The 16,846-nt window shown below is 68.8% G+C and carries 14 protein-coding genes and 2 pseudogenes; 1 reads left to right on the top strand and 15 read right to left on the bottom strand.

Annotated features, from left to right (window positions below; all coding sequences use genetic code 11):
- Window positions 1–88: 88 nt before the first annotated feature.
- From AB0E19_RS35390 to AB0E19_RS35350, 9 genes and pseudogenes are all read right to left on the bottom strand, one after another.
- The gene (locus AB0E19_RS35390) at window positions 89–442 is read right to left on the bottom strand and encodes a DUF317 domain-containing protein (protein ID WP_362188211.1); all 354 of its coding nucleotides are present in this window, start codon (window positions 440–442) and stop codon (window positions 89–91) included.
- Window positions 443–464: 22 nt separating this feature from the next.
- Window positions 465–575 (bottom strand): annotated as a pseudogene (locus tag AB0E19_RS35385) (hypothetical protein); the annotation flags it as partial.
- 1,026 nt (window positions 576–1,601) lie between these two features.
- A complete protein-coding gene (locus tag AB0E19_RS35380) occupies window positions 1,602–2,837 on the bottom strand; it encodes an acyl-CoA dehydrogenase family protein (protein ID WP_362188208.1) in 1,236 nt (411 codons plus the stop codon).
- Window positions 2,837–3,874 (bottom strand): phosphotransferase family protein, encoded by a 1,038-nt coding sequence (locus tag AB0E19_RS35375; RefSeq protein ID WP_362188205.1) that lies wholly within the window; start codon window positions 3,872–3,874, stop codon window positions 2,837–2,839. Before AB0E19_RS35375 ends, AB0E19_RS35380 begins: the two co-directional genes overlap by 1 nt.
- On the bottom strand, window positions 3,874–4,335 hold the full coding sequence (locus tag AB0E19_RS35370) for a MaoC family dehydratase (RefSeq protein WP_362188202.1): 462 nt from the start codon (window positions 4,333–4,335) through the stop codon (window positions 3,874–3,876). Before AB0E19_RS35370 ends, AB0E19_RS35375 begins: the two co-directional genes overlap by 1 nt.
- The gene (locus tag AB0E19_RS35365; protein ID WP_362188199.1) at window positions 4,332–5,027 is read right to left on the bottom strand and encodes an HAD family phosphatase; all 696 of its coding nucleotides are present in this window, start codon (window positions 5,025–5,027) and stop codon (window positions 4,332–4,334) included. Before AB0E19_RS35365 ends, AB0E19_RS35370 begins: the two co-directional genes overlap by 4 nt.
- A complete protein-coding gene (locus tag AB0E19_RS35360; RefSeq protein WP_362188196.1) occupies window positions 5,024–5,779 on the bottom strand; it encodes an SDR family oxidoreductase in 756 nt (251 codons plus the stop codon). The genes AB0E19_RS35365 and AB0E19_RS35360 overlap by 4 nt, the downstream gene beginning before the upstream one ends.
- A 31-nt stretch (window positions 5,780–5,810) precedes the next feature.
- The gene (locus tag AB0E19_RS35355; RefSeq protein WP_362188193.1) at window positions 5,811–7,037 is read right to left on the bottom strand and encodes an acetyl-CoA C-acetyltransferase; all 1,227 of its coding nucleotides are present in this window, start codon (window positions 7,035–7,037) and stop codon (window positions 5,811–5,813) included.
- A gap of 705 nt (window positions 7,038–7,742) precedes the next feature.
- Complete coding sequence (locus AB0E19_RS35350) at window positions 7,743–8,156, bottom strand: nuclear transport factor 2 family protein (protein ID WP_362188190.1); 414 nt, start codon at window positions 8,154–8,156, stop codon at window positions 7,743–7,745.
- 228 nt (window positions 8,157–8,384) lie between these two features.
- Between AB0E19_RS35350 and AB0E19_RS35345 the strand changes: the two genes are divergently transcribed.
- Window positions 8,385–9,611: a helix-turn-helix domain-containing protein gene (locus AB0E19_RS35345; protein ID WP_362188187.1), complete on the top strand. Its 1,227-nt coding sequence runs from the start codon at window positions 8,385–8,387 to the stop codon at window positions 9,609–9,611.
- Between the two features lie 63 nt (window positions 9,612–9,674).
- On the opposite strand, the pseudogene AB0E19_RS35340 reads toward AB0E19_RS35345, so the two are convergent.
- The 6 genes and pseudogenes from AB0E19_RS35340 to AB0E19_RS35315 form a co-directional block, all read right to left on the bottom strand.
- Window positions 9,675–10,080 (bottom strand): annotated as a pseudogene (locus AB0E19_RS35340) (transposase family protein); the annotation flags it as partial.
- A gap of 40 nt (window positions 10,081–10,120) precedes the next feature.
- On the bottom strand, window positions 10,121–10,984 hold the full coding sequence (locus AB0E19_RS35335; protein ID WP_362188184.1) for an NAD(P)-binding domain-containing protein: 864 nt from the start codon (window positions 10,982–10,984) through the stop codon (window positions 10,121–10,123).
- Window positions 10,981–12,528 carry a long-chain fatty acid--CoA ligase gene (locus AB0E19_RS35330; RefSeq protein ID WP_362188181.1) on the bottom strand — a complete coding sequence of 516 codons (1,548 nt, stop codon included), beginning with the start codon at window positions 12,526–12,528 and terminating at the stop codon, window positions 10,981–10,983. The genes AB0E19_RS35335 and AB0E19_RS35330 overlap by 4 nt, the downstream gene beginning before the upstream one ends.
- A gap of 81 nt (window positions 12,529–12,609) precedes the next feature.
- Window positions 12,610–13,542, bottom strand: coding sequence for an alpha/beta hydrolase (locus AB0E19_RS35325; RefSeq protein ID WP_362188178.1), 933 nt, complete (start codon window positions 13,540–13,542; stop codon window positions 12,610–12,612).
- Between the two features lie 107 nt (window positions 13,543–13,649).
- The gene (locus tag AB0E19_RS35320; RefSeq protein WP_362188175.1) at window positions 13,650–15,203 is read right to left on the bottom strand and encodes an NAD(P)/FAD-dependent oxidoreductase; all 1,554 of its coding nucleotides are present in this window, start codon (window positions 15,201–15,203) and stop codon (window positions 13,650–13,652) included.
- A gap of 149 nt (window positions 15,204–15,352) precedes the next feature.
- A complete protein-coding gene (locus AB0E19_RS35315; RefSeq protein WP_362188172.1) occupies window positions 15,353–16,843 on the bottom strand; it encodes an aminobutyraldehyde dehydrogenase in 1,491 nt (496 codons plus the stop codon).
- Window positions 16,844–16,846: the final 3 nt, after the last annotated feature.

Below are 16,846 nucleotides of genomic sequence, written 5' to 3'. Positions count from 1 at the left end.
GCCGACCTGTCATACCCCTGACAACGACCCCGGCCGCCCGCAGTCACAAGAACATCCCAAACCATCAACTACCTAGATCAGATGCCCTCTAAGCGGGCACGGCTGCGGGAAGCCCGCGGGCGGGCGCAGGAAGCGGCCTCTGGGGCGGTCGTTTGGGTGATGGAAACAGATCTGCGGCGGTCTGGGCGAGCTCGGCCAGGAAGGCGTGAGGAACGCCGGTGGAGAGGTGGATGGTCCACGCCGCCCGGTCGAGGTTCTCCCCGCCGTACAGCGTCCATCGGTCCGCCTTGGCGTGCGGGGTGGACTCGAAGGTGATGGTTCGGTCCGGTGCCGTCCAGGTGGTGCGGGCGGGGTGGCTCGCCGGGTGCCAGGCACCGTGGCAGAGGACGTGGTCCGGGTGGTTTGCGACGTTGAGGGGCGGGGCGTCGAGGTACTGGAGGATCGTACGGATGAAGGGGACGGGGGGTGCCGGCGGTGACGGTGGCGTGCCACAACCGCTCGCCAGCCGGGCCGTCGTACTCCGCGATTGTCCAGGCGACGTCGATGCGGTGGCGCGCTTCGTGGGCGAACTCCACTCGTACGGTGAGGGATTCGTGTGAGGCGACGGTCGTTTCATCGAAGGGACGGAACCTCTCCCACTGGCGCTCCTCCTCGAAGAGAGCGGCGAAGAACTTCTCGTGCTCGCCGGGCTTCGCGACCGGCGGTTCGACCGCGGGCGCGGAGGTCTCCTCAGGGGCGGACGGCGGCTGGCCTGCAAGGAGCTGGCGGACGGCCTGCTCTCGGCGGGTGAGCGGGGCGGGGCCGGGGCGGACGCCGACGCCGTAGAGGCGGTGGAACTCGGCGGCCGCCTCGGCTTCGGTGGCGAACGTGAGGTCGGTCTCCTGCCCGAGGTGGTCCTCGCCATGGAGGTGGACGTGTCGGCGCACGCCGGTGGTATAGGAGCCGACGGCGACGGGGGTGTGGCAGTCGTGGGCGTGCAGGTGGATGGTCAGGCGGCCTTCGGCGATGTTGTCATGGATGCCCTGGGCCTCGGCGCTCACCTCGCGGACACAGCAAGGGCACGAACCGCTGGCCACTCACGGAAGCACCCGTCGGGACGGGCCGCCCAGAACGCGCACCACGATCACGCTCTCCCCCGACACATAGCGTTGCCGCGCCTCCAAGCCTCGACCAGGGATGATGCTCCTACCGAAGCAGCGCCAGCTGGGAAAATCTGGGGAGAATGGAGCCGTCAGCAGCACCTCGCACCTGCGCCATCAAGCCCGTTCGGCGGACGGCTCGCCACCCTCTGGATGGCTCGTCGATGTCGCGGCAAATCACCGTGAGCGACAGCGGGCCGGGCCGGCGAGGGGGCCGACCTCAGCAGGCGCCCCTGGAGAGGAAATTGTGCCGACAGGTGGCGCGGATCCCGCAGCTGCAGTGCTGGGACCCACCAATCGTCGGGAACTGTAGTTCAGCCGAATCGACAGGCGGGCGGGCACCCCTCCACGATCCGCCGCCGGATCCCCGACGACCTGATCCGCCCCCGCGGCCAAGCCCCGCACCCCGGGCCCGAAGCCGGAGGACGCCTGCACCACGACCTCATGGACCCCACAGGTCCGTCATGCACGCGCCGCGCGCACCTCGGCCTGCCCCCGCAGCTCGCTCTTGGCCAGGGCGTTCCTGTGGACCTCGTCCGGGCCGTCGGCGAACCGCAGGGTGCGGATGTGGGCGTACATACCGGCCAGCGGGAAGTCCTGAGACAGTCCGCCGGCTCCGTGGACCTGGATCGCCTTGTCGAGGATCCACTGCACCGTCGACGGGGTCGCGATCTTGATCGCCTGGATCTCGGCGTGCGCACCCTTGTTGCCGACGGTGTCCATCAGCCACGCGGTCTTGAGCACGAGCAGTCTCAACTGCTCGATGCGGATGCGGGATTCGGCGATCCAGTCGCGGACGACGCCCTGCTCGGCGATCGGCCTGCCGAAGGCGACGCGTTCCTCGGCGCGGGCGCACATCAGCTCCACGGCCCGCTCGGCGATGCCGATCGAGCGCATGCAGTGGTGGATGCGGCCCGGGCCGAGGCGCGCCTGGGCAATGCCAAAGCCGTCGCCCTCGCCCCCGATCAGGTTCGCCGCCGGCACCCGTACGTCGGTGAAGCTCAGCTCGGCGTGACCACCGTGCTCGCTGTCGTCGTACCCGAAAACCTCCATGCCGCGGTGGATCTCGAAGCCGGGGGTGCCCCGCTCGACTAGGATCATCGACTGCTGCCGGTGGCGGTCCGCGGTCGGATCGGTCTTGCCCATGACGACGAAGACCTTCGCGTTGGGGTTCATCGCCCCGGTGATCCACCACTTGCTGCCGTTGATCACGTACTCGTCGCCGTCGCGCACGATCGACGTGCCGATGTTGGTGGCGTCGGAGGACGCGACGTTCGGCTCGGTCATCGCGAACGCCGACCGAACCTCACCGGCGAGCAGCGGCGCCAGCCAGCGCTCCTTCTGATCCGGGGTGCCGAACATGTGCAGCACCTCCATGTTGCCCGTGTCCGGAGCCGCGCAGTTCATCGCCGGCGGCGCGAGGTGCAGGCTGCGCCCGCTGATCTCCGCCAGCGGGGCGTACTGGAGGTTGGTCAGGCCCCCGCTCTCCTCTCCCGGAAGGAAGAGGTTCCACAGGCCGCGCTTGCGGGCCTCGGTCCGCAACTCCTGGAGAACCGGGACCGAGTCCCAGGCCCAGGGGTCCTCCAGAGCTGCGAGCTGGTCGCGGAAGGCCGCCTCGGCCGGGTACACGTACTGGTCCATGAAGTCGAGCAGGGATGCCCGCAACTCCGCGGTAATGGTGTCGAACTGAAAGTTCATCAGGTATCCTCCTTGAGCGCGGAAAGGCCCGCGTCGAGCAGCGGGTCGACGGCCTTGCCGATGGCGTCGAAGCCCTCGCCAACCGTCTGGCCTTTCAGATGGCGGTAGTGGATCCCTTCGACGATCACGGCAAGCTTGAAGGCGGCCAGGCCCAGGTGGAACCCGATCCGGGAGAGGTCCCGGCCGCTGCCCGCCGCGTAGCGCTCGATCGTCTCGGCCTCGGTGAGATGGCCGGGTGCGCGCGCGACGGTGCTGACGCCGCCAGCGTCCCCAACAACCTTGCCGAGCCGGTTGTAGATCACCATCAGGGCGAGGTCGCAGAGCGGGTCGCCGAGCGTCGCCATCTCCCAGTCGAGGACGGCCGTCGGCCGGTCATGGTCGTCGACCAGGAGGTTGTCGAGCCGGTAGTCGCCGTGCACGATGCCGCTCGCCGACTCCTTGGGGACGGCAGTGGCGAGCCGGCGGTGAAGCTCGTCGGCGGCCGGAAGATCCCGGCTGTACGAGGCGTCGAGCTGCTTGTTCCAGCGGCGGACCTGGCGCTCCAGATAGCCCTCGGGGCGGCCGAAGCCGGCGAGACCGACGGCGGCCGGGTCCACCTGGTGGAGTGTGACGAGGGTGTCGACCAGGTTCTGTGAAATCAGCCGGGTGCGCGCCTCGCCGAGGGAGGCGAGTTCGGCGGCGCGCCGGTATGGGGTGCCGGCGCAGTGCTCCATCACGTAGAACGGGGCGCCCAGGACCTCTGGGTCCTCGCAGAATCCGTACGTGCGCGGCACCGGGACCTCGGTGTCGCGCAGGGCACTCGTCACGCGGTACTCGCGGCCCATGTCGTGGGCGGTCGCCAGGACATGGCCGAGGGGCGGCCGGCGTACGATCCAGGTGCTGGTGCCGTCGGTGACCCGGTAGGTGAGGTTGGACTTGCCGCCGGCAATCAGCGTCGCCGACAGGTCCGTGCCGGCGCCGGGGACGTGTGCGGTCAGCCAGCCGCCGAGCCTGTCCAGGTCGAGGCGGCTGGGCGTGGCGAGGGTGCGCCCGGTCATCACGGCACCACCACGGTGACGGTGTCGGCTACGCACACCGGCTTGTCGCCGCCGTCGCGCTCGGCCGTGACCCGGGTGACGACCTGGTAGCCACCGCTGCCGGGGGTCACCTCCAGGACCTCGACACCGGCCCGTACGCGCGAGCCGACCGGTATCGGCGCAGGGAACCTAACCTTGTTCACGCCGTAGTTGACGCTCATGCGCACGCCCTGGATGTCGTACACCTCCCAGCACAGCATCGGAATCAGGCTGAGGGTGAGGTAGCCGTGCGCGATGGTGGTACCGAACGGTCCCTCGGCCGCCTTGGCCGGGTCGACGTGGAGCCACTGGTGATCCCCGGTGGCCTCCGCGAAGCCGTCGACCTGTTCCTGGGTGATCGTGTGCCAAGTCGAGTGGCCGAGGTGGGTGCCCACCGACTTCTCCAGGTCGGCAATGCCGTCGAACGTCCTCGGGGTGGTCATACGGGGGCTCCGTTCGGCGTGGGGCGCAACCCCGGGACGAGCGCGGCGAGTGCCGCGCGGGTGGAGGCGGAGTCGGCGTGCAGGTGGGCCCGCATGCCGACGACTCGGGCTCCGAGCACGTTGGGCTCGGCGTCGTCGAGGAAGAGCGCGCGGTTGGCAGCGACGCCGAGTCGGGCGAGGGTCAGCTCGTAGATCGGGGCCTGGGGCTTGCGCAGGCCGACCTCACCGGAGATGACGACGGGGTCGAGCAGTGCTTCGATCCGCTTCCGCGGGTAGGTGTTGCCCCAGCTGTTGGAGAGCAATGCGACCCGGATGCCGAGCTCGCGCACCTCCTGGACGAGCGCGAACATCGCGGGGTCGGGGCGCATCCCGGCGAACAGCCGGGAGAGCACGCCGACCGGGTCGACCGGCCGGCCGTCGGTCGTGGTGAGTTCCGCGGCAAGGAGGGCGTCAAACTCGGCGACGGTCAGCTCGCCGGTCTCCAGGCGGTGGATCGGGGTGCCGGCGGGTGCGTCGCGGGACATCCAGTCCTTGAGGGTCTGGGAGAACGACCTCGGCTCGATGCCGTCGGCCTCCAGCCAGGCCGCGATCGACTCCTTCACGGGCACGGTGAGCACACCGCCGTAGTCGAAGACCACGGCCTCGACCGGTGCGCCCGACGGCGCGGACGTCGGGGCGGCGACCCCGGTCATTCGGCTGCTCCGACGCGGGTGACGCCACCGTCGACGACGACGGTCTGGCCGGTGAGCCAGGCGGCGTCCTCGGAGAGCAGGAAGGCGACGACGCCGCCGATGTCCTCGGGTTCGCCGAGCCGCTTGAGCGGGTAACGGGCCGCGAGCTCCGCCTCGCGGCCCTCGTAGAGGGCGGTGGCGAACTTCGTCTTGACGACGGCCGGGGCGACCGCATTGATCCGGATGTCCGGGCCCAGTTCGACAGCCAGGAGCTCGGTCATCGAGATCAGCATCGCCTTGCTGGCGCCGTACATGCCGATCATGGGCGCCGCCTGGACGCCGGACACCGAGGAGACGTTGACGACCGCACCGCCGTGCTCCTTCATCCACGCGCCGTGGACCACCTGGGTCCAGGACAGTGCGGCAAGGCAGTTGATCTCGACGATCTTGCGGGCAGCCACCAGGTCGAGCTCGATCATCGGGCCGTACACCGGGTTGATCCCGGTGTTGTTCACCAGCAGGTCCACACTGCCGAACGCCGCGATCGCCTGGCGGATCGTCTCGGCCTGGTGCTCCGCGTCGTCGGCCTTGCCTGCGACGCCCAAGGCGTGCGCGGGGCCACCGAGGCCCGCGACTGCCCGGTCGAGCGTCTCCTCGGTGCGGCCGGTAATGACGACCCGGGCCCCCTCGGCGACGAGCCGCTCGGCGATGGCCAGGCCGATGCCGCGGCTGGCACCGGTGACGATCGCGGCCTTTCCCTCGAAACGCTTCATATTCCGTACTTCCTTCTCGGCTCGGACGTGCTCAGTTCAGGCGCTCGATGACCATGGCCATGCCCATGCCGCCGCCGACGCACATGGACTCGACGCCGAACTGCTTGTCGTGCCACTGGAGCGAGTTGAGGAGGGTGGCGGTGATCCGGGCACCGGTCATGCCGAACGGGTGGCCGACGGCAATGGCACCCCCGTTGACGTTGAGCTTCTCCAGCGGGATTCCGAGCTGCTGCGCGGAGCCGAGCGACTGCACGGCGAACGCCTCGTTGATCTCGTATAGGTCGATGTCGTCGATGCCGAGGCCGGCGCTCTTCAGAGCGGCCGGGATCGCCTCGACCGGGCCGAGGCCCATGATCTCCGGGGAAAGACCGGTCACAGCCGTCGAGACGATCCGGGCCAGCGGGGTGAGGCCCAGCTCTCGGGCCCGGGTGTCGCTCATGACCACCAGGGCGGCCGCGCCGTCGTTGAGCGGGCAGGCGTTGCCGGCGGTCACCGTGCCGTCGGGACGGAAGACCGGCTTGAGTCCGCTCACGCCCGCAAGGGTGGTACCGGGCCGGGGGCCGTCGTCGGTCGACACGACGGAACCGTCAGGCAGGGTCACCGGCGTGATCTCGCGGGCCCAGAAGCCCTCCTCGATACGCTGGACGGCGAGGTTCTGGCTGCGTACGGCGAAGGCGTCCTGCTCCTCGCGCGACATGCCGATGACCTGCTGCACGTTCTCTGCGGTCTGCCCCATGGCGATGTAGACGTCCGGCAGGGCGCCGGTCGCCCGGGGGTCGGTCCAGGCATTTCCGCCGCCCTGCGCGCACTCATGAGTGCGCCGGCCGGCGTCGCGGAAGGCCGGGTTGAGGATGTCGTGGCCCGGGATGTGATCGCTGGTGCCGTTGGGGAAGTGGCTGACCGACTCCACTCCGGCGGATATGTACGCGTGGCCCTCGCCCGCCTTGATCGCGTGGAACGCCATCCGGGTGGTCTGCAGGGAGGACGAGCAGTACCGGGTGATGGTCGTGCCGGGCAGGTGGTCGTACCCCGAGAGCACGGCGACATTGCGGCCCATGTTCCAGCCCTGCTCGCCACCGGGCAGACCGCAGCCCAGCATCAGGTCGGTAATCTCGCGCGGGTCGAGCTCGGGCACCTTCTCCAGCGCTGCCCGGACCATCTGGATGGCCAGCTCGTCGGCGCGCAGATCCTTCAGGGACCCCTTGCCGGCCCGGCCGATCGGGGACCTGGCGGTCGAGACGATCACTGCTTCGGGCATGGAGTCTCCATCTACATTCTAAGCGGTTGCTTACTCAAATGAGCCCACCGTCCAACGCACGACGGACCGGCGTCAACAGGTGATCGGTCCCACCGCGGGGACGGGCCTCGGAAGCCCGACTCGATCGGACTTCCCGTGTGGGGCGTGGGGGTACGGGTCGCACGCCGGAGGTCAGCCTCGCCTCTGTCGTGGGCGTCCCCGGCTCCCGCCACAGCGAGGAGGTCAAGGCCTTGGCCATCCGCCACGCCGGATTCACGGTCGCCGAGGAAGCGGCCTGGAGCAGGCAGAGCGTGGCGGGCCACAAGCACCGCCCGCCGCGCCGAGTTCCGCCAGACCCACGCCGGAGAATCACACCTCCACAGAGCGGTCCTCAACCTAAACAAGGAGCGCGCCACGGTGCGGACCCCTGGCCGCCGCCAGCCCTCTGCCACTCCACCAAGCGTCTGACAGACGCTTGAGCCAGGCAAGGGTCAGCATCAGCGCCCGAATGTTGGCGTGGGCGTCCAGCCTGCGTGTAATCGCCAGGACCCTCCCCACGGCTGTGGGCCCCAAGCCTCCGCGTCGACCACCGAGGCCGTGCACGCGCCGCTGACTCGCCGTTCTCGGTTTCGACTGCGGCAACCGACATAGCGCCAGCAGCCCCGTGAGCGACGTCACGCTTCGCGGTCGTACGAGTTCAGCTCGTGGCGGAGCGGGACGGAGCGGTCAGCCGACCACCTCGGCGTCGCTGACCTTCTGCCCGAGAGCCGCCTCGTCCATGTAGTAGACATCGCGGACGATCTTCAGCGTCTTCGGATCGAACGTTGCGTAGCCGGTGCCGATCCACGTGACCTTCGGCCCGGATCCACCGGCGGTCCCCGTGCACTCGTAGAGAACGCCCACGGTGTCGCCCTCCGCGAATGAAGCGGCCACCCGCGGGGTCCAGTCGGGGAAGGTCGCGAACATCGCCTCGAACCCGGGGAGAAGGGCCGACTTGTCACCCACAGTACCGCCCACCCCGTTGACGACGACGCACTCGTCGTCAAAGTATCCGAGGACCTTGTCGAGGTCGCGCGCAGCGACGGCGGTACAGATCTCGCGCATCTTCTGCGTATACAGAGCGAGCTTGGAGGCGGGCATGTTTCTCCTTCACGGACACGACGTGCGGGCCGTCCGGGGGTGGGACCGCCCGAGCGGGCAGCGTGAGGCACACCATGCTCGCCGGAAAGGACTGCCGCCTACACCAAGCACCACCACGCCGGGCGGCGGCCTGGTGCAATCTGCACTCGCGACGGCCGCCACATCTCCCCATAGGCTGGTCTTCAAAGAGGGTTTGCCGGTCATTCGGCGAAGGTTCGGGAGGCAGTGGTGAATGCGGAGGACGAGCAGCGGCAACAACGGGTGCGCGAACTTTTCCGTACCGCAGCGACCAGGATGCAGGAGCACTCGGTGGAGATCGCTCATGAGATGTGGGCCGCCGGCCAGCGGAGCCTGCGCGAGGGCTCCCTCGCCGAGGACCCGGTCCTGGCCAGGACGGACCAGCTCTTCACGGCCTCCACCCTGGCCCACTGGCTCATCGCCAACATCGACGATCCCGGCGGCAGGGTCGAGCCGAAGTTGATACCTGACTCCCGGCACTACGCACGCGACCTCGCACTTCGCGGGTTGAACGTGAACGACGTCGAGGCGTGGCGAGCCGCTCAGCAAGTCGGCTGGTCGCAGTGGCTGCGGTTCTGTTTCGACACCACCGACGACAAGGACGAGCTACGCGAGCTCGTCGAGGTGTCGGGCAACTCCCTGGCGACCTTCATCGACGACTCGATGGCCGCCGTCGCGTCGTACATCGAAGAGGCGCGGACCGAGCTCACCCAGGGGCCCGAGAGGGAACGGCTGGCAACCGTCGAGTTGTTGCTCCGAGGCGCGCCGATCGCGCGTCCGCGGGCCGAGGCCCAGCTCAGCTACGCCCTCACCGGACACCACTTGGCGGCGATCATCTCGGGCGACTCTCACGACCGGATCGCCGGCCTCGAGGAGGCCGCCGAACGGGTGATGCGCGCAGCAGGTGCGGGGCGCCGCCTGACCCTCGTCGCGGGAGCGGCGACGCTCTGGGTGTGGATGCCGGTGAGTTCCTCGCCTTCCCAGTCAAGTCTTGACCGCATCATGACGGACCTTCCTGGTGCGCGGATCGCTCTAGGGCGCCCCGCGCGCGATGTGCACGGCTTTTGCCGCAGTCACCTCGACGCAGCCGCGGCCCAGGGGCTGCTCACACGTCTTCGGTCCGAGCGCCGAGCCGTCCGTTTCGAGGACGTGCAGCTCATCTCGCTGCTCACGAAGGACCTAGCCGAGGCGCGGGAGTTCGTCACGGACACGCTTGGAGGGCTGGCGACCGCCGATCGGGCGTTGCGCGAGACCGCTCGCGTCTTCATCGCCGAGCAGTTCAACACCTCCAAGGCCGCCGACCGGTTGTTCGCGCACCGCAACACGATCGACCGCCGCCTCGACCGGGTGGACGAACTGCTTCCGCGCCCGCTCGCGGACAACCCCGCAGCCGTCGACGCGGCGCTGGCACTGGTCGAGCTGCAGGGAAACGAGTGACGCGAGCTCGCCCCTCCTCGCCCCCCTCAAGCGTGTTGCAGAAGGTCTGCTTCGGGCATGCCTGACCTGAGCGTTCGCCGGGAACCGGTAGTTGCGGGACGAGGCGCCGACCTTCCGGTCGCGGACCGGGATCAGGGTGCCGTCCGCGATTCACAGCCGGTCGGTGTCCGCCACCGGCCGCGGAGCCGGCTCCAGCGCCAGCAGCCGACCAAGCCGTTGGATGACCCGGCAGACCGTGGCGGGCGGGATACCGAACAGCGGCGCGAGCTGCCGCATGGTGAGGGGTTGTGCGGTAGTACACGGCCACCAGCAGCACTCGGTCCGGCAGTGACAGACTCCACGACCGGCCACCACCATGCCCGTTCCCGCCTCACTCGCGCACCGCCTTCACCAGCTTCGCGAACCGGTCCATCCGCAAGCCCGTGAACGTCTCCACCCACACCGGCTCGGCACGCAACACCCCACCCATACAGGCAAAGTGCTCAAAACTGAGCCTTCTGCAACACCCTTCAGAGCAGTGACTGCGCGGAGTATCCGAGGTGCCCCATGCCGGCGCTCTCCGTGGCGTCGAGCTTCCCCGCCACCGCTGCCATCACCGACGAGTCAATGCCGGCGCTCTCCAGCTCTCCGAGGACCTTTCGGGCTCCATCGGCGAAGACGTGGACGGTTGCCTGGTCCGTTTCGTGGCGTCCGGACGCGATCGAGGAGGCCACCGCCTGCGTGGCGTGCCCCAGCAGTTCGAGGCCGTACAGCGTGGTTTCCCGGATCTCCTCGAGCGTGTGACCGCGGCGCAGCAGACAGGTCGTCGACTCGACGAAGCCGGTGAGCGCGGTCAGGAAGAAGGCGCCGCTTCCCAGGTACAACGCCTTCGCGCCCGTGATGTCCTCGGACACGTGCCGCGCACGCCCACCCAGCAACATGAGGGTGGACTTGTGCTCCGTCCAGGCCCGGGAGGGGCCGGAGAAGACCAGCATCGCACTCTGCTCGCCGATCTGCTCGGGATAGCAGAAGGTCGCCCCGTCAAGGTAAGAGGCGCCTTGCTCGCCGAGCCGGCGTGCCAGCTCCTCGATGTCGTCGCGGGTTCCGTCGCTGAGGTTGACAACCGTCACGTCCACGAGGCTCGGCACCGTTGCGAGTGCGTTTCGGGCCGCGTCGGTGTCCGACATGCAGACGATCACCAGTCCGGCCTCTCCCACTGCCTCTCCAACGGTCGCGGACGGCCTGACGCCGTCGGCGGCGAGCGCCTCGGCCCCGCGCGGCGTGCGGTTCCAGGCCGTCACGGCGAGGCCACTGGAGGCGAACCGCCGCGCCAGCGCCGATCCCATCAACCCGCAGCCGAGTACGGCGACGTCGTACCTGGGCGCGCGCTTCATCGCAGCTGCCGCTTGAGGATCTTGCCGGTGGCGGTCGTCGGAAGGGAGTCGACGACCTCTACGATCCGCGGGTACTTGTAGCCGGCCATCTGCTCTCTGCTCCACTCCACGAGCTCGGCCGGCGTCACCTCTAGGCCTCCGTGAAGGATCACGAACGCCTTGACCTCTTCACCGTGGCTCTCGTGCGGAACACCGACGACGGCCGCGAGGGAGACTGCCGGGTGGGTCATCAGGACCTCCTCGACCTCCCGTGGGTACACGTTGAAGCCGCCCCGGATGATCATGTCCTTGGACCGGTCGACGATGTAGTACCAGCCGTCCTCATCCCTACGGGCGAGGTCACCGGTGTGCAGCCATCCGTCGCGGAGGGCTTCTGCGGTCGCCTCGGGCCGCCCGTGGTACCCCTTCATCACGTTGTGCCCGCGGATGGCGATCTCGCCGATCTCGCCCGGACGTGTGACCTCGGTCCCGTCCCGGCCGAGCAGCTTCAGCTCGACGCCCCAGATCGGCCGGCCGATCGAGCCGGGTCGCGGCGGGGCGTCCGGGTCGCCGATGGTCGCGAGCGGCGAGGTCTCGGACAGTCCGTATCCCTCGATGATCCTCACACCGAGACGGTCTTCGACCTCTTTGAGGATCTCGACCGGCAGAGAGGCTCCACCGGACATTCCGATGCGCAGGTTCCCGGCGATGCGGGCGACATCGATGTCTTCGGTGAGTTCCCGCAACAGTCCCCACCACATCGTGGGCACACCCGCGAAGAAGGTGATCTCTTCCTCGGCCATCAGCTGGACGACGCGGGCCGGGTCGAAGCGGGGCACCAGGTGAAGCGTGGCAGCGGTCGAGAAGCCGGCGTGCATCTGCACGGTGGCACCGAAGGTGTGGAACAGCGGCAGGCACACCACGTGGCTGTCGGTGGCCAGCCGGTTCTGGAGCATCCGGTTGACGGTCAGCACGTTGAACATCGTGTTCGCGTGCGACAGTTCGGCGCCCTTCGCCTGACCCGTCGTACCGGAGGTGTAGAGGATGACCGCGGTGTCGGTCGACTCGGTGGCCACGGACTCGAACGTCCGCGGCTGGCCTGCGAGAGCGGCGCTCAGCGTCTCGACACCTTCGGCCGGGTCGGCCGCGTCCGGGTCGGAGGTGATCAGGAAGAAGTGGTCGACGGAGTCCAGGTCTTGGAACGCCCGAAGGCCCTCGTGCCCGATCGGAAGCTCCTCCGTGCCCTCGAAGCAGAAGTAGGCGATCGCGCCGGCGTCCGCGAGGTGGTATGCGATCTCACGCTGCTTGAGCAGGACGTTCAGTGGTACGACTACTGCTCCCGCCTTGAGGACGCCGTAGTAGACGACGGCGAACTCCGGCCTGTTCGTGCAGCTCAGGGCTATCTTGTCGCCCCGCTTGATGCCGCGTTCGACCAGGACGTTCGCGACTTGGTTGGCTGCGGCGTCGACTTCCGCGTACGTCATGTGGTGCTCGCCCAGCACCAGCGCTTTCCTGTCCGGGTGGTTGCGGGCGGAGTCCTCGAGGAGGACGGAGAGATTCAGCATGGCGGCTCCTGACGGCGATCTGGTGGCCGGGCCGGACGTCGGGTGCGGTGCCGTCGCCCGGCCCGGAGCTGGTCGGTGGGTTCAGGCCATCGCCCGTACGACGGCCGAGGCGATGCGCTTGACCGCGTCCCGGCTCGTCGTGCTGAGCGCGGTGAGCGTGAGGTATCCGTGCACGAGCCCCGGCTCCCTGATCAGCTCGGTGGGGACACCGCTTTCGGTCAGCCTGGCGGCGTAGGCCAGGCCGTCGTCGCGGAGCGGGTCGAAGCCCGCGACCGTCACGAGAGCCGGCGGCAGGCCGGTCAGGTCGTCGGCGAGCAGGGGCGATACGCGCGGGTCGGTGCGGTCGACACCCGGCGGCGCGTACTGGTCGAGGAACCATGCGATCTGCTTGGCGCTCAGTGCCGGCGAATCCGCGAACTCCCGGTTCGAGGGCCGGGCACCCGCCAGGTCGGTGACCGGGTAGATGAGCACCTGGAGAGCGGGGTGCCGCTCGTGACCGCGCAGCCTCTGGGTGAGGACCGCGGCGATGTTCGCTCCCGCGCTGTCGCCCGCGACGGCGATGCGGTCGAGCGGGATGCCCCATCGGGCGGCATGGGTCAGGGCGTACTCCCAGGCGACCATCGCGTCGTCGTGCGGTGCGGGATACGGGTTCTCCGGAGCGAGGCGGTACTCGACAGAAAGGAAGTCCATGCCCGTGTGGTGGGAGAGGAACCGCAAGGGGGCGTCGTAGACGGCCCTGTTGCTGAGGACGAACCCACCTCCGTGGAAGTACACCACCAGACCTGCGGAGGAGGCGCCGGCCCGGTAGCGGGTCGCGGCGAGGCCTCCTGGCAGCTCGAGCTCCTCCACGTGTCCCATCGGCAGGGGCCGTTCACCGTAGATCCTGGCGTCCTCCAGCTCGGCGGCACGTGCCTCGGCGGGACTGAGGTCACTGAAGTCGGGGCCCTTCGCAGCGGCGGACATGAGCATCGCGATCTCAGGGGCCATCTGCTCCCCGTCCGCGTTCGCGGGCACGTCGACCAGACGCTTCAGTAGTGATGCGGGGAGCCTGCCCATCCCGATCCCGAGCTGTCGCTGTATCCACTTCCCGACCGAAATGCCGGTCGCGGCGGGTGAGGCGCTCATCGCGCGTTCTCCTTGCCCCCGGACGGGGTGGCGACTGCTGCCCGCCCACGGCCCTGCTGGTCGCCGCCGTAGCTGAACCGCAGGTGGTGGTCATGGACGGGGCCCCTGAGGAGCTTCTTGTCCGCCTGGTACGACGTGAGCATCCGCCACGGCAGCTCGTCCCCCTGCTTGGGCAAGCTGTCCGCGTTGCGCATCACGTAGCCCGCGTTGAGGTCAAGGAGCGGCTCGGTCGCCATCCCCGGCTCGGCCACCGGCAGCACCTTGTTGTAACCGTGCGCGTCCATGTGACGGATCAGCCGGATGACGTACTGCGCGGTCAGACCGACCTTGAGCGTCCACGACGAGTACTTCGTGTATCCGAAGGCGAAGGACCAGTTCGGCAGGCCGGACAGCAGCATTCCGCGGTAGGTGACGCAGTCGCCGATGGCGAGTTCCTGCCCGTCGACCGTCTGCGGGATCCCGCCGAACATGCGCAGGTTGAGCCCGGTGGCGGTGACGATCACATCCGCGGGGATCTCCCGGCCCGAGGCCAGCAAGATGCCGTTCCTGGTGAAGCGTTCGATTCTGTCGGTCACGACGGACGCCCTGTCCTCGGCGATCGCCTCGAAGAAGTCGCCGTCGGGCGTCATACAGAGCCGTTGCTCCCAGGGCTTGTACGGCGGGCTGAAGTGGGTGTCGACCGCGTAGCCCTCGGGCAGCGCCTTTCGGGTGAGGTTGCGCATCAGCTTGCGCCCCGAGTTCGGGAACTTGAGCATGTACGAAACGAAGGCGAGGTCCCGCCACACGTTCTTGAACCGGGTGGCGGCGTATCCGCGCTCCAGGCCGAGGCTTCGGTAGAGAAACTGGGCCACCTTGTCCACACGCGGGAGCGTCATGACGTAGGTGGGGGTGCGCTGCAACATCGTGACGTGCCGGGCCGCGCCCGGGCCCGTCGTCATCGCCGGAACCATGGTGATGGCGGTGGCTCCGCTTCCGATCACCACGACCTGCTTGCCCGCGTAGTCGTAGTCCTCGGGCCAGAACTGCGGATGCAGGATGTCGCCGGCGAAGTCGTCGCGGCCTTCGAAGCGGGGCGTGTAGCCCTCGTCGTACCGGTAGTAGCCGGTGGCACCGTAGACCCAACCGGTCTTGATCGCCACGTTTCTCGGCTTCTCCCCCGGCACGGCGACCTGGACCTGGAGGGTCCACGCGCCCTCGGCGCTGGACCAGTCGGCCGACACGACCCGGTGGTGGTAGCGGATCAGGCCGTCGACGTGGTTCTCGACAGCGGTCTCCTCGAGGTACTCGCGGATCAGGTGCCCGTCAGCGACCGCATGCTCATGAGTCCAGGGCTTGAACTCGTATCCGTAGGTGTGGAGTTCGGAGTCGGAACGAACACCGGGATAGCGGAAGAGGTCCCAGGTGCCACCGATGCGGCCGCGTCCTTCGAGGACGACGATCTTCTTGTCCGGGAAGGCGTTGCGGAGGTAGCACGCCGATCCCACGCCGGAGACGCCGGCTCCGATGATGACGATGTCGGCGGACTCGGGAGGGGCATTGGTACCGGCCATGGAAGACTCCTCGTTTCGTTCAGCACGGGCCGGTCCCTCGGCCCGCTTCGTCATGCTGTGCCAGTGCGGTCGGCCGAGGCCACGCACATCCGTGGTGTTCTGGAGCGGGGCCTGGTGCAGAGTGCACCAGGCCCCCGTGAGAGCCGTGATCAGGCGTCGAGCGCTTCCCCGATCGGGAGCATCACGTGCTTGGTACGGGTGTAGTCGTCGAGGGCGTACGTGGAGTTGTCGCGGCCGTAACCGGACTTCCCGAAACCGGCCCACGGCATCTCGTTGGTGAAGTTGAGGTGGGTGTTGACCCAGACCGAGCCGAAGGCCAGGTCCTCGGTGAAGCGAAGGGCTCGGGCCTGGTCCTTGGTCCACACAGATGCCGCGAGGCCGTACTCGACGTTGTTGGCCTTGGCCAGCGCCTCGGCATCGGTGGAGTAGGTCTCCACCGAGATCACCGGCCCGAACACCTCCTCGCGCGATATCTCCGAACCGGTGGCGACGTCGGCGAGGATCGTCGCCGGGTAGAAGAAGCCGGGGCCCTCGGGCACCTCGCCGCCGAGGACGACCCGGGCGCCGTCCTTACGTGCCCGTTCCACCATGGCGGCGACCCGGTCGCGATGGGCTGCGCTGATCAAGGGGCCGAGCTCGAACTCCTCGCCGGAGCCGGCGTTTCCGCTGCGGAGTTCCCCCGCGGCCGTGGCGAGAGCTTCGAGGAGCCGGTCCCGCACGTCCTCGTGACAGATCACCCGCGTCGCCGCGCCGCAGTCCTGGCCCGCGTTGCCGTATCCGGTCGCCACCAGGGTCGACACGAGAAGGTCCAGGTCTGCGTCCGGGAAAACCACCACGGGCGCCTTGCCGCCGAGTTCGAGGTGGAGTCGCTTGACCGTGGCCGCCGCGCCTTCCGCGACCTGCCGTCCCGAGCCGACGCCACCGGTCAGCGCCATCATGTCGATGCCGTCGTGGTGGCTCATCGCATGACCGACGGTGGTGCCTTTGCCCGTGACGACGTTGAGCACGCCGTCCGGCAAGATCCCCGACGCGAGGTCGGCGAGGATCAGCGTGCTGAGCGGGGTGAGCACGGACGGCTTGAGCACGAGGGTGTTCCCCGCCGCGAGTATCGGAGCGATCTTCCAGGCAGCCATCAGGAGGGGGAAGTTCCACGGCGTGATCGCGCCGATCACGCCGACGGGCTCCCGCCTGATGTACGACAGATGGCCCTCGGCGTACTGGCCGGACGCCGGCGCCTGGGCGGTACGCGCGGCACCGGCCATGAACCGGAAGCAGTCGGAGATGAGCGGGATCTCGTACGCCGCGTAGGCGTAGGACTTGCCGACGTTGAGCGCCTCGAGCCCTGCCAGTAGTTCGGCATGCTCGTCGATGACGTCCGCGAACCGGAACAGCAGCTCGGCTCGGGCGCCGGGTGTCAGTCGCGACCAGCCGGGAAGCGCCCTGCGGGCCGCCGCGACCGCGGTGTCGACATCGGCCGCGGTACCATTCGCCGCGGCCCCCAGCCGGGCGCCGGTGCCGGGATTCGTCACCTCGATCGTCTCAGCGCCCGTGCTCACGACGAAGGTTCCGCCGATGTGGTGGGCCGGCGCCAGCTCGTCGATGCGCCGCTGCGCATCCGCCAGGATCTGCTCAGGGGTCATGTG

The organism is Streptomyces sp. NPDC047974 (assembly GCF_040653375.1).
Lineage (GTDB): Bacteria > Actinomycetota > Actinomycetes > Streptomycetales > Streptomycetaceae > Streptomyces.
This window is presented reverse-complemented; position numbering and strand designations above follow the sequence as displayed.